The organism is Pigmentiphaga sp. GD03639, from assembly GCF_029845405.1.
In the GTDB taxonomy this organism is placed as follows: domain Bacteria; phylum Pseudomonadota; class Gammaproteobacteria; order Burkholderiales; family Burkholderiaceae_B; genus Pigmentiphaga; species Pigmentiphaga daeguensis.
Window position 1 is genome coordinate 82,115 of record NZ_JAOCLR010000012.1, and the last position, 13,667, is coordinate 95,781.

Genomic DNA, 13,667 nt, shown 5'->3' on the forward strand with positions numbered 1-13,667 from the left:
GGGGCCTCAGTCTTCGTCCAGTTCCGCGAACCGGTCGGCCAGGTGCTCGACCAGGGCCCGCACGGCAGGCAACAGGCCGCGCCGCGATGCGAATACCGCATGGATGATCTCGCGCGGCGGCGCCCAGCCGGGAATGACGTGCACCAGTTCGCCGCTGACCAGCTCGTCGCGTACCATCATCGCCGGCAATTGCACCACGCCGACGCCCGCCACGGCGGCCGCGCGCAGCGCCGGCATGCCGCGCGTGATCAGCCGCGGGTGGTGACGCACGGCGGCATGCGCGCCGTCGGGTCCGATCAGGTTCCAGACATACTCCTGCTGCGGCACGCCCAGCGCCATGCTGGGCAGGTCCGCGAGATCCGCCGGCACGCGAGGGATGCCGTTCCTGAGCAGCTCCGGGCATGCCACCAGGTACTGCCCGCGGTTCGCCAGCACCCGCATGACCAGCCCGCTGTCCTCGAGCGGCGGCGGCCGCACCCGCAAGGCGATGTCCAGGCCCTCTCCCACCACGTCCACCCGCCGGTTGGTCTCCTCCAGATGAACTTCCACGCGGGGATGGGCAACCATGAATTCGGCCACCATGTCGGCCACCCGCGCATCCAGCAGCGCTACCGGGCATGACATGCGCACGGTGCCTCGCGGCTCGGCATGCATCACGGCGATGGCCTCGTCGGCGGCCTCGGCCTCCACCAGCATGGCCTTGCAATGGCCGTAGTAGGTCTGGCCGATCTCCGTCACCGCGAAGCGGCGGGTCGAGCGCTGGATGAGCCGGACCCCCAGGCGTTCCTCCAGCAGCGCGATGCGGCGGCTGAGCTTGGACTTGGGTATGCCCAGGGCGCGCCCGGCCGGTGCGAAACCGCCGTGGTCCACCACCTGCACGTAGTAATAGAGATCGTTGAGATCCTGCATGTCCATCGTTCCTTAAATAGAACGCTCCATGCGAATTCTGCCACCTACCCGGCGTTTCGTCCCGTCCATATCATGTCTACATCGACCGTTACCACGGTTCCTACCAGGAGATCGGCATGAAGAAAATCCTCGGCGTCTACAGCGCTCCCCGGCCCCATTGGGTGGGCGACGGGTTTCCCGTGCGCTCGCTGTTCGGCTACGACGGCCTGGGCCGCCACCTCAGCCCGTTCCTGCTGCTGGACCATGCCGCCCCCACATCCTTTCCGCCCGCCGCCCGTCCGCGCGGGGTGGGCCGCCATCCGCACCGGGGGTTCGAGACCGTCACGGTCGTCTACCAGGGCGAGGTCGAGCATCGCGACTCCACCGGCGCCGGCGGCCTGATCGGCCCGGGCGACGTGCAGTGGATGACCGCGGCCGGCGGTATCCTGCACGAGGAATTCCACTCGCGCGCCTTCACCGAGCGCGGCGGCACCATGGAAATGGTGCAGTTGTGGGTCAACCTGCCCGCGCGGGACAAGATGAGCGAACCGGGCTACCAGACCCTGCTCGACGCGCAGATTCCCTCGATCGACCTGCCCGACGGCGCCGGCCGCGTGCGGGTGATCGCCGGGGAATACGGCGGCGGCAAGGGCCCGGCCCGGACCCATACGCCCATCGACATGTGGGACATCCGCCTGGCGCAGGGCGGCCACGCCCGCTTCGACGGCACGCCTGGCCACACCTTGGCGCTGGTCGTGCTGCGCGGGACGGTGCTGGTGAACGGCGAGACCGTGGCGCGCGAAGGACAGCTCGTCCACTTCGAGCGCGATGGCACCGGTGTCACGCTGGAGGCCAACAATGATGCCGTCGTGCTGTGGCTGGCGGGCGAACCCATCGACGAACCGGTCGTGGGCTATGGTCCCTTCGTCATGAACACGCAGGCCGAGATCCAGCAGGCCATCGACGACTACAACGCCGGGCGCTTCGAGCGCGCCGCGGCCTGACTTCCCGGGAGCGCCGCTCCCGGCCCCTGCCCGCGGGGCAGCCTTCGCTTGCCCCCGGCAAAAAGCAGCTCATCATCGCCGGCGCAACCTGATCACCAGCTACAACACGCTGAATCCGTCGAAGTAAGCGGGCGGGCAGGGTCGCCCACAAGGCGCCCCGGCCCGCGCCCTCTCCTACTCCGTCACGCAGGCGAAGCTTGCCGCGTCGCCGACCGGCCCTTCGCCCTTGTACTTAGGCCATCCCGGGAACCGGCACATCGGCCGCGTCCGGGCCGCGCCCGGGTTGGCATCGATGGCGGTCAACACGCCCGGCGCGGCTCCCCGCTCGACCCAGCCGGTCAATGCCCCCAGCGCGTCGTAGGTCGCATTGAACGGCCCGAAGCCATGTCCCAGGCCGGGCACCACGTAGAAGCGCGCGAACCCGTCGACCGTGGACTGGCCCTTGCCCGCCACCAGCTTGTTCCAATAGACGATGGAATTGTGCGGCGTGATGAAGTCGTCGGCGGTGCCGTGGATCATGATCAGCTTGCCGCCCTTCTGGATGAACGGCCCCAGGTCGACGTCGGACACGTCCATGATGCCGCCCACCTCCTTGATGCGCGTCTCGTAGGTCTTGGGATCGAGCGTCATGGGATCGAAGTTGACGTCGCGGGTGATGATGTACTTGGTCGTGGCCGCGCCGACCGAGTACAGCAGCGCCTCCTTGCCCGACAGCGGGTTGGAGGGCTGGGGAACGGTGCCATAGGACGACACGTTGAACAGCGCGCCTTCCAGTATCGGCCAGCGTTCGAACTGGGTCATGCCGGCGATTTCCACGCCTGGCTTGTAGGGCGAAGCGATCGTCTCCACGCCCGCTATCTGCGCGTCGGACAGGCAGGTGTCGCCCATGTCGCCGCCCCCCGCGCAGCGCAGCGTGGCGCGCACGCCGGCGATGCCGAACGCCGCGTCGCAACCGGCCACGTTGCTGATGACGCCGTCCTTCAGGCCGTCCAGCGGATCGCAGGCGGCATAGACGGCATCGGTCAGGAGCTTGACCTTGGCCGCGTTCATCCAGTTGGCGCCGCCGTTGCCGTACATGGCGCGGCCCGCGTTCAGGGACCCCAGGTGCAGCATGGTCACGTTGTAGGCCGGGTAGTTCGACACCACGCCGTCATAGTCGTCGGGATAGCGCGCCGCGGCGTCCAGCGCCTCGTGGCCGCCCTGCGAAGCGCCGATGAAATAGAAGCGCTCGGGCGCGGCGCCGTAGCGGGCCTTGATCAGCGCCATCGCCACGTCGTGCGTCTTCTTGATGGACAACTGGCCGAAGTTCATCAGCGACTCGGCGTTCAGCGCGAACGAGGCATCGAAGCCCGCGCTGGACTTGTGACCGCCGTCGCTGCCCAGGGTCACGTAGCCCTGCGCCAGCGGCGCCTTGGAATCGGCCGGCTGCAGCGGATACTTGCCCAGTCCCGTCACCAGCGAACCGTTGAACGCCCCGCCGCCCAGTTGCAGCGCGCGCTTGTTCCAGGCCGTGGGAAGGTTCACCTGGAACTCCAGGTTGGGCGCGGCCGGATCGACCGGCATGACGATGCCGCGCACGGCGCAGTATTCGCCGTTGGCGTTGCCCTCGGCATCGGCCTTGACCAGCGTGGCCGACTGCACCACGGCGCCCGAGGTCGGCTTGCCGATCTCGGCCTTGGCGATCATCCTGCCGTTCAGGTCGCTGCACGACTGGGCGGCGGACGGCCCCGGACCGGGGTCGGATGGCGTGGGTGCGGGGTCATCGCTGCCGCCGCAGGCCGCCAGGGCGGCGAACAGGAATGCGGAGAGCGGGACGTGACGGATCTTCATGGATCTCCCCCGGATGCGAGTTTCTTGTCGTTCTCGCGCACCCACCAGCCCGGACACGAGCCATGGCGCGCGTCCGGCAAAGATGCCTCAATTGATTAACAAAGTAAATAATCAAGTCACCTTACTTTGTATCAAGGCCGGATCCGTGAAAGCGGGCCCGACCGGCCCGCTCCTGCTACTTCTTGTCCGTCGCCTGCTTGTAGGCGCGGCGCGCGGCCTGGAGCTCCGCGCCCGAGATACCGAGCTCCGCCATGGACTCCGCCAGCATGCGCAGCAGCCGCTCGCGCTGCCGGATGCGAGCGGTCTCCACACGCCGCGTCCGCTCCAGCTGACGCGCCGTCGCGTTCAATCGCCGCTGGATGGCTTCCTGCGCCGCGCCTTCGGCGTCATGGCGGACAGCGATCGTCTCCTGCATGTGCTTCTCCCGTGTCACCCAGCGATCCGGCGGCTGCGCTGCGTCAAGCCGTCGCGATGGCGGGCGCGTTCTCGGCCTCGCCGATTCCGGCCTGCTGCCCCTCTTCGGCGCGGAAATTGCGCAGGTAGAGGAAGAACTGGCCCATCATCTGCGTCCAGATCTGCGCCGCGACGGCCAGGTGGTTGGGCGACACGCCGCCGGCCGCCACCACGTCCATCTCCAGCACGACGAAATCGCCATGCTGGGAAACGCGTGCGAAGCGCTTGGTGCGATGCCATTCGGTCAGCAGGCCGGCCGGAAGTTCGCCGCCCTGTACCCGCAGCGGGCAGCTGAAGGTGAAATCGGCGTACTGGTCCTTGGCCTGGGCGTTGCCCCAGAGCACCTGGAAGCCGACACCGTGACTGGCGCTGTGCAGGCGGACCACGCCATCCTGTTCGATCGGGGTCACGGCGCAGCCGGCGGCCTTGATGGCTTCGGCCACCTGGTCCGCGCCGACGACAGTCAGCACCGGGGCTGCGGTGGTTTCCACGGCGGCTTGGTTATCGTTCTTGCTCATGTTCTGTCCTGATGATGAATGATGTTCAGTTGGCCTTGCTCATCGCGGCATCCAGCGCCGCGCTGTCGATCTTGACCGAGCCGGCCGGTGCCAGCCTGGCCATGTAGGCCTCGATCAGTTCCTGCTTGCGCTGCTGCCGCAGCACCTGTTGCAGGCGCGGCCTGACCTCGTCCAGGGTCGCGGTGCGCGGCGCCTGCGAGTCGAGCAGCTTGAGTACATGTATTCCTGCCTGGGACTGGACCGGCTCGCTCACCTGGCCGGGCTGCAGCCGGGAAACGGGTTCTCGCACCTCGGGCAGCAACTGCGCCAGGGGCAGGGTTCCGACGTCGCCGCCGCGCGCCGCCGAGCGCTCGTCCTGCGAATGCTTGCGCGCCAGTTCGGCGAAATCGCCGCGGCGGGCCTGGGCCGCCAGATCCTGCGCCTGTGCGCGGGCCTTGGCCACCGCAGCGCCGTCGTCGGCCGGCGCCGCCAGGAAGATCTGGGCTACGTGATAGGCGGCGGGAAGCTGGAAGCCCTCCTTGGCGCGTTCGTAGGCGGCGCGCACGTCGGCCTCCGAGGGATAGCCTTCGGGAAGCTGCGCGACCGAATCCAGGTACGAGGTGGCGACGATGCGATCCGTGACCTCGCGTACCGCCGCGTCCACGCGCGTCTTGATTTCCGTGCGCTTGTCCCAGCCCTTGGCCTGGGCCTCCTTGAGCAGCGCCTCGCTGGCCAGGCGCTGGCGCAGCCAGTTCTCGAGACCGGCGCGATTGCCCTTGACGGCATCGCGCTCGGCATCGGGCATGCCGCGCAGGAGCTGCTCGACCTCCTGTTGCCTGATCGAGACGCTGCCCACGCTGGCGACCGCAGCGCCGCTGTCCGCTGCGTGAGCCGTGGCGGCGACGCCCAGCCAGGCGGCGAACAAGGCCGCCAGGACGGCCGGCATGGAGTGCGTGGAGGGGTTCTGCTTGAGTTTCATGACTTCGACTTCCTTCTCTGATCGTGACTGCTACGCGGTGATGACGGTGCCGTGGCGGCCGGTGTGCCCTATTGCAGCGAAACAATGTGACAAGACCACCTCGGCCGACACCAGCACCCGCACCGCGCCCGGGCTACTGCGCCGCGGCGGATGCCACGCCACGGGCGTCGAACCGGCCCTCGTACAGCTTGTCGCCGAACTGCTGGGCCGTCTCGTCCAGCCTGACCCGCGCGGCGCCCGCGAACGGCTGGCGCGCGGCCAGCACGGTGCCGACATCCATGGTTTCGTAGGCATGGAGGATCTCCTTGCCCACGGCATACAGCTGGGCGTTCTTCGCCTCGCACTGGCCGATCGCGGTGCGCTGCGCCGACGTCTCCGACGCCAGGCGCTGGCGTTCGGCCTCCGATGCCCGGGCCATCTTCAGCAGTTCGTCGTAGGCGTTGCGGTACTGGGCGACCTGGGCGCCCGCCTTCTCCAGGGCGGCCTCGGCCTGTTCCTTGAGCTGCACGCTGTCATCGCGAGCCTTCTGCCGCGACTCGCGCTCGGCCGCCAGTTGGGCCTTGGCGCGCGACAGTTCCTCCTTCATCGCCGCCAGTTCGTCGGACTTGGCCGGCGCCGCGGCGGGCCCCTGGCCGGCCTTGAGCGCAGCCAGTTCGTTCTGCGCCTGCTGGAGCTGGGAGGTCGTGATGCGCAGCTGGGCCCGCAAACGTTCCTCCATGCTTGGTGCCTGCTGGGCCTGGACGCCGCCGGCGGCGGCGAGCAGCAGCGCCGCCGCGCAGGCGGCGCGGCGCCCTGCGGCCGCCGACGGCACTATGGATGCGAAATGCACGTCGTTCTCCTTAGAAGCGGGCGTTGAACTCGACCTGCAGCATGTCGACGGAGAACGGCGCGCCGTAGACTTCCTTGGTCGACATCCAGCGGCCGGTGAACCAGGTGTTCTTGTCGATGGCGTACGAACCGCCCACGTAGTAGCCCTTGGCGTTCGTTCCCCCCAGGTGGAAGGACGAATCGTTGTAGGCGTCCGGCAGGGCATCGGGCTCGATGCGCTTGTAGCCGGCCAGCAGGTTCCAGTCGCCGCGCGCGACCGGCGCGGGCTTGCCGAACGTGACCTGCAGCATGTAGGCGTTGGCGCCGCTCCTGAAGTCCGAACGCCCGGTGCCGCCCGTGCCGCCGAAGTTGTTGACGATGCCGCCGCCCGAGCGGGTCCACATTTCGTCGGCGTCATAGGCCAGGTTGCGGATGTAGTTCGCATCCAGCCTGAGTCCGTAGCCGCCGGCGACCTTGGTGTCCCAGCGCAAGTTCAGGTCCAGCAACTGGAACTTGGACGCCAGTCCGACGTATTGCGGCATCTTCGTGTTGGCGGGATCCAGCGGATCGAGCGAGATATTGCGCAACAGCATCAGCGTGTTGCCCTTCTGCATGAAGGCGGGACGCGACCAGTCGGTGCTGCAATGGTCGGCGCCGGCATACAGGGCGCAGGGCTGCGACACCTTGCCGCTGATGTTGCGGAAGTCGTAGTACGCCACCGCGCCGCGCAGGCGGTTGTCCTCGTTCACCTTCCAGTTCGAACCGATCTGCGCGCCGATCAGCCACTTGTTGTGGCTGCGCGCCTTGTCCTGGCTGGTGCCCGGGAAGCTGTCCGATGAATACTCCAGCGGAATCAGGCCCAGGCTGCCGAACAGCGACACGTCCGGATTCGCCGCGAACGGCCGCTCGGCCTTCACCGCCAGGCCATCGAAATTCAGGTCCGACGAGAACAGGGTGTCGGACGAAAAGAAGGGATTGCCGAAACGGCCGCCCACCACCGTCAGCCAGTCGAGCGGCTTGTGCGCCAGGTAGGCCTGGTCCAGCCAGACGTTCTTCTTGCCCAGGCCGCCCCCCAGTGTCTGGGTGGTCGACACCGGGCTTTCGTCGCTGCCGGTGGCCAGCCTCACGCCCACTTCGGTCCGGTCCGAGAGGTCGGCGTAGACGCCCAGCCGGGCTCGGGCGCGGAACACGTTCTTGCGGTTCTCGCGGGTGTTGATGGTGTTGGGCAGCGACAGATTGGTGTTGCCGTTGACGTCATAGCCGCTGCCCCGGTTGATCGCGGCCCAGTCCACCTCGATGTTGCTGTTGCCGTCCGAATAGAAGCGCGATTCGTTGCGCACGCGCATGTCGCCCTCGATGCGGATGCGCTTGGTCCACTCGGGCGTCTCGTTGGGGGCCGCCCAGCCCTCGGACTTGGCCTGGGCCATGACCTGGCCCTTGATCTCGTCGCGGATCTGGTCGCGCACGGTCTCGGGAATGTACGGGACGCGTACGTCGCCCGGCTCGGGACGCAGCGCGCCGCCGGCGGCGCCGGCCGTGGCGGCGGTCGCCGCCTGGCGCTGCGCCTGCTGCGCGGCAAGCGCCTCGGTCTGGGCCTGCGCCAGCAGCGCCTCGCCCACGTCCTTGGCCAGGGCGCCGCTCTGGATCAGGCCGCGGATCAGGCGGACCATCGCGCTTTCATTGGGCGCTGCGGTCTGGGCCTGGGCCGGGACGGTTCCCAGCAGCCCGACGACCGAGGCAACGGCGGCGGCGATGGCTCGGAGGCCGGGGCGGCCGTGCGTCGCTTGCGCGGCCGGCCGCTGCGCCCGGCTGTGGCTGCCGCGGGTCGCGCGGCGATCGGATGCTGTCGATTGATTCATGAGCGAATTCACGGAATGGGGTGGAAACGGATGGGGTTGTGGCGACGCACTCATGACGGACGCTGTCCCTTCATGGTGAGCCGCATCGGATAACGCATCGAGGCGGGGGGCCGCTCGTCGGAGATGTCTCCTTCGCGCACGACGTCCAGAACAGCCTTGTCGACCTCGGGATCGCCGCTGCTCTTCACCAGTTGGACCTTCGCCACCTGGCCATCCGCGGTCAACCAGAAGTCAATGCGTATATCCTGGAACGCCAGGTTGCGCGTACGCGGGTCACGCCCCAGCAACCGCTGCAAGGCATTCGAGTAGTAGGAGGAATAGGCGGCATTGCCGAGCCCTCCGCGCCCCGCTCCCGAGGATCCGCCACCGCGGCCGGCCGCCACGCCGAAAGCATCCGAGCCGGCCTGGGCGGCGCCGTCGATGGTGACGGGATCGCCCAGGTCCTGCGACGGGCTCGGCGGCGCGTCTTCCGGCGGCGCATCCAGCGGTTCGATGGGCGTGGGCTCGGGCTCGACGACTTCCGGCTTGATCTCCGGTTCAGGCTCGGGCAATTTTTCCGGCTCGGGTGGCGGCGGAGGCGGCGGGGGCAGCATCAGCATCGGGGTTGCCGCCACTTCGCGCTTGGTACTGGCGGTATCGGCAAGCAGATACCACAGCAACCCGGCAAGAATGGCCGCCACGCCCAACCCGATGACGAGCCCGCCCCAGCGCCGCCACAGGCGGCTGCCTGGCGAGGCCGGGCGAGAGACGGGATCACGACTGGTCACATTGCTCTCCTCAGGCCGGCTTGCCCGTCACCAGGCCGACCTGGTTGAGCTCGATCCGGCGCAGCAGGTCGAGCACTTCGACCACCTTCGCGTACTGGACCGAGGCATCGCCGCGGACGATCACCGGGAAGTCGGGCGACAGCGCCTTCTCCGTGCGCAACCGCTCTTCCAGTTCGGGCAGCGTGACCGGATAGGCATCCAGGAACACCTGGCCGGCGTTGTCGATGGTGATGGCCTTGGTCTTGGGCTTTTCCAGCGGGACCGAGGCGCTCGCCTTGGGCAGGTCCACGCGGATGCCCGGGATGCTGGCGTTGCTGGTCAGGATGAAGATGACCAGCACCACCAGCAGCACGTCGACGAAGGGCGTGATGTTGATGCCGTTGGCACGCTTCTTGGTGCCGAACTTGACTGCGGTTGCCATGGTCGCCCGCTCCGTCAAGCGCGCTGCAAGGCGGGGCGGACCTGGCGGCCCGCGCCCTGCTCTTCGGCCAGGCGCGTGGAGAACTCATCCACGAACACGGCCATGTCGGCGCCGATGGCTTCCGAACGCGAGGCCAGCCAGTTGTAGCCGAACAGCGCGGGGATCGCGACGCCCAGGCCGGCCGCGGTACACAAGAGCGCGGCCGCCATGCCCGGCGCGACGGAGTTGATGTCGACCGCGCCCGCCATGGCCGCGACCACGAACACCAGCATGATCCCGATCACCGTGCCGAACAGGCCCACGTAAGGCGCGCCTTCGATGGTGGTCGAGAGCCAGTTCATGCGCTTGGACATGCGTTCGTTCTCGCGCACCATCACGCCGTCCATCGCGGCGCGGATGGCGCCGATGGTGGCATCCGACACGGCGTTGATGTCGTAGCCGCGTTCCTGGCGGCGACGCATTTCCTCGATCGCCACTTCATACAGGCGCCACAGCGACGAATCCTGCTTGACGTCTTCCGGCACGCGATTGCTGTTGGCCAGGCTGTCGAGCGGCGCGCCGGCCGCCTCGCGGAAGAAAGCCATGAACGAGCCGTTGGCGCGCGACATGGCGCCATAGCTGCGACCCTTGCCGATCATGATGGCCCAAGAGACCAGCATCATCAGGCCCAGGATGGCCACGACCACCCAGGCATCCAGCGGCATGGCGGCCAGGATGAAACCGAAGTGGCTCTTGCCTGCCTGCTGCTCGTCGGCGCCGAACGCCGTCAGGCGCGAATCGGCGCCCTGCGAGATCGCGTCGGCCAGGATCAGCGCGTCGGGACGGGCAGCCTTGGACAGGCGCAGTTCATCGATGGCACCGGTGAACGGCGCCAGCGCCTGGCCGGAAGCCGCCTGGCCGGGCGCCGCGGAGCGGGCGATGTCGCCGCCGACCGCGGCCGAGGCGTTGAACGCGGGTAGGCTGGCGGCGACAGCCGCGGCCTGTCGGCCCGCGACGAACAGCACGACATTGCCGGCATCGGCCTTGACCGCGATGTGCGACCACTGGCCTGCCTGGATCGGCTGGCCGGGGGCGCTGCGCCGGCCATTGACCTGTACGAACGGCACCCCCTGATCCACGCCCACGATGAATTCGCTGGCGCCTTCGCGGCGGACGTAAAGAGCCTGCTCGGCGCCGAGCTGGTCGGGACGCACCCAGGCGGAGAACGTGAAAGGCGCGCCGGCCTGCAGCGACAGCGACGACGAAGCCGGCAACATGAGCGGCGCGACGCCTAGCTGGGCACCCTTGCCGATGACGGTGCCGTCGACACTGACCACGGCGGTCTGCGCATGGTTGCCGTAGGCGGTGGTGTCGCGCGCCGGCACGTTGGCCTCGGCGAAGTGGTAGACCAGCGTGTAGTCCGGATCGAAAGTCAGCTGGCCATTGGCCGAGGCCGGCGCCTTCGGATTGCCGTAGTACATCCACAGCTGCTGCGCGGCGCCGGCCGAGACGTTGGGTACGTCGACCCAGATCAGCGCGATACCCAGCAAGGGATCGAATTGCTCGACCTGGTGGTTGAGCACGGTCTTGTCGTCGCCCGCGACGAAGCGCAGGTCGGCGCCGTTCTCGCCCACGCCCTCGAAACTGAAGTTGCCGGTATGCAGGCGGACCAGCACGGGGGTGCGGCCGGCCTCGCCGCCCAGGGCGGCGCCCTGCGGCGTGGCGTCGATGGTGATGGGCTTGCGGTAGGCCCAGTCGGGCTGCCACCAGGCCTGCGCCAGGCCGGGCAGGACCGCGCTCAGCATCGTGAGCGCGAGAAGCAGAATGCGTCGCATGGAAAACTCTCCGGGATCTTTTCTGAAAGACATGAATGGAAGCGAGTGGCGATGATCAATAACTGGCGTTGATGCTGAAGGTCACGCGCGGATCGTGCTTTTCCGTGCGGGGGCCGTCCCTGAGCGGATAGCCGAAATCCAGCCGGCCGGACACGCGCTGGCCGATGCGGAAACTGGTTCCGATCCCCACCGAGGCCAGCGTGAAGCGCGACTGCTGCTCCGGCAGCGGGTCCTGCAGGCGAAGCTGGGCGGCATCCATGAACGCGTACGCGCGCCAGTTCTCGACCCAGGCTCCGGCCCACTGCAGGGGTTTGGTGCGCCACTCGACCGAACCGACCAGGCCGTAATCGCCGGTGGATTCGGCCGACATGTAGCCGCGCACGGAGTTCATGCCGCCGGCGGCGATCTGCTCGCCCGACACCAGCGGCGAATCGGTCATCTGTCCGGCCAGCCTGAATCCCAGCTGGGATTCGCCGGCGAAGTTGTAGGTCGCGTTGACGTCGGCCTTCAGCACCATGAAGCCAGGCTTGGCCTTGTAGCGCTTGTAGTTGAATTCCTGCCAATTGCTGCCGTAGCCGAACAGGCTGCGGGTGCCGGTCACGAACGACATGCCCAGCGCGTACTGGCCACGCTCGGTCTGGCGGAACCCCGAATACGACAGCGTGACCGGCGCGTACTTGAGCGGGACCTCGTCGCCGGTGGCGCCCAGGCGCAATTGTTCCTTATTGCTCTTGAAGTCGATGCCCGCGCTGAAGGCGTGCCACCACTCGCCCGCGTTGGGAACGGTGTAGGTGGCCTTCAGGCCGATGGCATGGCCCTTGCCCAGCACCGAGGTACCGCCCACGGTCGAGACGTTGCTGTCCGAGACGTAGCCCGACGCCTCGAGGCTCCAGTTCGTATCGCGCAGCGGCGCGACGTACGAACCGGACCACACCTTGGTCTGGTCCAGGTCCTGCGGCGCGCCGAAGAAGCTGAGCGACGCGCTGTGCCCCATCTGCCACAAATTGTCGTGCCCGATGGAGGCCGTGGCCCGCAGCGACTTGGTGTCCGGGCTGCGGTCGTTGTTCAGGCCCGCGCTGGCGCGCCACGGGCTGTTGTCCTCCACCTTCAGGTCCACGTCCATCGTCCCGGGCAGCTTGCCCTGCCGGACCAGGGGCATCACCTGCCGGCGGCCGGCCCGGTTCAATTCGGTCAACTGGGCTTGCGCCTTGTTGAAATCGGGGACCTGGCCTTCGGCCAGCGCCGGCACCTGGTCCCGCACCTCGAGCGGCGACGAATACTCGGCGCCCACGACGCGGACGCGCCCCACCTTGGTCTCGGAAACCTGCAGATAGACGATGCCGGCCACGACCTGCTGCTCCGGCAGGTCGACATAGACGGATTGGTAGCCCTTGGACTGGTAGGCGGACAACAGCGCGTCGCGCGCGCCTTCCATGTCCTTGAGCGTACGGCCCGGCCCGAGGAAAGGCGTCACCGCCTTCTCGATGGATCGTACGTCCAGCACCGTGTTGCCACGCACGATGTACTCGTTGATGTCCACGCGGCGCTCAGCCCCGCTGGGCGTGTCGGCCGACGGCGCCGCGCCCTGCTCCTGGGCCGGCGCCAGGGCAGGCGTGCCCAGCGAGAGAGCCACCACGCAAAGGGCCCGCCATGCCGCCGACGGTCCGTTCTTTCTCAGCTCATGCATGTGTCGAATTCGTTTCTCAAGTAGTAGCCTTCGCGGCATCCCCTCCCGGCGTCATGCCGGAAGCGGCACGGGGTCCGGGTCGTTCTTTTGCTTAGACGGACGGGGCGGCCCCGGACTGTCGTTTGTCATGAAAAGTTCATGAAGAAAATCGGCGGCCGGCGATCTCCCGCGAATGGCGCCGTGGCGAGGTAGAGGGAATCGATGCTGGGTGCTACGCTGGCTACCAGGAGAACGCCATGAACCTGAACCGCCCCCTGATCCTGTCCCTCGCCACCCTCGCCTGCGCCCTCGTGTCGGGCGCCGCCGCCTCGGCCGCTCCCGACACCGCCGAACCGTCGTGCTTCGATGTCGAAGTCAACGGCCAGCGCGCGCCTTCCTATGGATGCCTGACGCAGAAGCTGCAGCCCAAGCCCGCGCCGGGAAAGATGGAGGGCGGCCCCGAACTCGCGTCCGAAGCCATCGTCCAACGCTCTTCCAACCAACTAGGCCTGTTCAACCGCGCGGCCATGGCCAACCGGATGGGCAACACCTTCGGCACCTCGGTCTATCCGCAACGGCCACCCACCCCGCAATACGGCAGCCCGATCTTCGGCGCGCCCTGATAAAAAAGCGGCGCGCGGTCCGGAAAACCCGACCCGCGCGCCGCCCGGACACGGCGGTC

General features: G+C 68.1%; 13 protein-coding genes. 2 read left to right on the forward strand and 11 right to left on the reverse strand.

Annotated elements, in window-relative coordinates; genetic code table 11:
* Positions 1–6 precede the first annotated feature (6 nt).
* Positions 7–909 (reverse strand): LysR family transcriptional regulator, encoded by a 903-nt coding sequence (locus N5K27_RS14895; protein ID WP_279817318.1) that lies wholly within the window; start codon positions 907–909, stop codon positions 7–9.
* 116 nt (positions 910–1,025) lie between these two features.
* On the opposite strand from N5K27_RS14895, the gene N5K27_RS14900 reads away from it, so the two are divergent.
* On the forward strand, positions 1,026–1,892 hold the full coding sequence (locus N5K27_RS14900; protein WP_087841354.1) for a pirin family protein: 867 nt from the start codon (positions 1,026–1,028) through the stop codon (positions 1,890–1,892).
* A 174-nt stretch (positions 1,893–2,066) separates the two neighbouring features.
* Here N5K27_RS14900 and N5K27_RS14905 read toward each other — a convergent pair whose 3' ends face one another.
* The 10 genes from N5K27_RS14905 to N5K27_RS14950 all read right to left on the reverse strand — a co-directional run bounded on the left by N5K27_RS14905 (position 2,067) and on the right by N5K27_RS14950 (position 13,006).
* Positions 2,067–3,722, reverse strand: coding sequence for a tannase/feruloyl esterase family alpha/beta hydrolase (locus N5K27_RS14905; RefSeq protein ID WP_087841355.1), 1,656 nt, complete (start codon positions 3,720–3,722; stop codon positions 2,067–2,069).
* 175 nt (positions 3,723–3,897) lie between these two features.
* Entirely contained in the window at positions 3,898–4,137 is a 240-nt protein-coding gene (locus tag N5K27_RS14910) for a hypothetical protein (RefSeq protein WP_087841356.1), read from the reverse strand.
* 43 nt (positions 4,138–4,180) lie between these two features.
* On the reverse strand, positions 4,181–4,693 hold the full coding sequence (locus N5K27_RS14915; RefSeq protein ID WP_087841357.1) for a YbjN domain-containing protein: 513 nt from the start codon (positions 4,691–4,693) through the stop codon (positions 4,181–4,183).
* 25 nt (positions 4,694–4,718) lie between these two features.
* A complete protein-coding gene (locus N5K27_RS14920) occupies positions 4,719–5,651 on the reverse strand; it encodes a peptidylprolyl isomerase (protein WP_132980083.1) in 933 nt (310 codons plus the stop codon).
* A gap of 133 nt (positions 5,652–5,784) precedes the next feature.
* Positions 5,785–6,480: a hypothetical protein gene (locus N5K27_RS14925; RefSeq protein ID WP_132980082.1), complete on the reverse strand. Its 696-nt coding sequence runs from the start codon at positions 6,478–6,480 to the stop codon at positions 5,785–5,787.
* Positions 6,481–6,490: 10 nt separating this feature from the next.
* Positions 6,491–8,317: a putative porin gene (locus N5K27_RS14930; protein ID WP_087841360.1), complete on the reverse strand. Its 1,827-nt coding sequence runs from the start codon at positions 8,315–8,317 to the stop codon at positions 6,491–6,493.
* Between the two features lie 50 nt (positions 8,318–8,367).
* Positions 8,368–9,084, reverse strand: a complete 717-nt coding sequence (locus tag N5K27_RS14935; protein ID WP_254914687.1) for an energy transducer TonB — start codon at positions 9,082–9,084, stop codon at positions 8,368–8,370.
* A gap of 10 nt (positions 9,085–9,094) precedes the next feature.
* A complete protein-coding gene (locus N5K27_RS14940; RefSeq protein ID WP_087781292.1) occupies positions 9,095–9,505 on the reverse strand; it encodes a biopolymer transporter ExbD in 411 nt (136 codons plus the stop codon).
* 14 nt (positions 9,506–9,519) lie between these two features.
* On the reverse strand, positions 9,520–11,319 hold the full coding sequence (locus tag N5K27_RS14945; RefSeq protein ID WP_279817325.1) for a MotA/TolQ/ExbB proton channel family protein: 1,800 nt from the start codon (positions 11,317–11,319) through the stop codon (positions 9,520–9,522).
* A 55-nt stretch (positions 11,320–11,374) separates the two neighbouring features.
* Complete coding sequence (locus N5K27_RS14950) at positions 11,375–13,006, reverse strand: ShlB/FhaC/HecB family hemolysin secretion/activation protein (RefSeq protein WP_279817326.1); 1,632 nt, start codon at positions 13,004–13,006, stop codon at positions 11,375–11,377.
* Positions 13,007–13,242: 236 nt separating this feature from the next.
* Between N5K27_RS14950 and N5K27_RS14955 the strand changes: the two genes are divergently transcribed.
* The gene (locus N5K27_RS14955) at positions 13,243–13,608 is read left to right on the forward strand and encodes a hypothetical protein (protein WP_279817328.1); all 366 of its coding nucleotides are present in this window, start codon (positions 13,243–13,245) and stop codon (positions 13,606–13,608) included.
* The last annotated feature ends 59 nt before the right edge of the window (positions 13,609–13,667 follow it).

Coding starts and splice junctions, on each gene's coding strand:
- N5K27_RS14950 (WP_279817326.1), bottom strand. CDS start 13,006: ATGCATGAGCTGAGAAAGAACGGACCGTCGGCGGCATGGCGGGCCCTT.
- N5K27_RS14905 (WP_087841355.1), bottom strand. CDS start 3,722: ATGAAGATCCGTCACGTCCCGCTCTCCGCATTCCTGTTCGCCGCCCTG.
- N5K27_RS14915 (WP_087841357.1), bottom strand. CDS start 4,693: ATGAGCAAGAACGATAACCAAGCCGCCGTGGAAACCACCGCAGCCCCG.
- N5K27_RS14940 (WP_087781292.1), bottom strand. CDS start 9,505: ATGGCAACCGCAGTCAAGTTCGGCACCAAGAAGCGTGCCAACGGCATC.
- N5K27_RS14945 (WP_279817325.1), bottom strand. CDS start 11,319: ATGCGACGCATTCTGCTTCTCGCGCTCACGATGCTGAGCGCGGTCCTG.
- N5K27_RS14930 (WP_087841360.1), bottom strand. CDS start 8,317: ATGAATCAATCGACAGCATCCGATCGCCGCGCGACCCGCGGCAGCCAC.
- N5K27_RS14910 (WP_087841356.1), bottom strand. CDS start 4,137: ATGCAGGAGACGATCGCTGTCCGCCATGACGCCGAAGGCGCGGCGCAG.
- N5K27_RS14920 (WP_132980083.1), bottom strand. CDS start 5,651: ATGAAACTCAAGCAGAACCCCTCCACGCACTCCATGCCGGCCGTCCTG.
- N5K27_RS14955 (WP_279817328.1), top strand. CDS start 13,243: ATGAACCTGAACCGCCCCCTGATCCTGTCCCTCGCCACCCTCGCCTGC.
- N5K27_RS14900 (WP_087841354.1), top strand. CDS start 1,026: ATGAAGAAAATCCTCGGCGTCTACAGCGCTCCCCGGCCCCATTGGGTG.
- N5K27_RS14895 (WP_279817318.1), bottom strand. CDS start 909: ATGCAGGATCTCAACGATCTCTATTACTACGTGCAGGTGGTGGACCAC.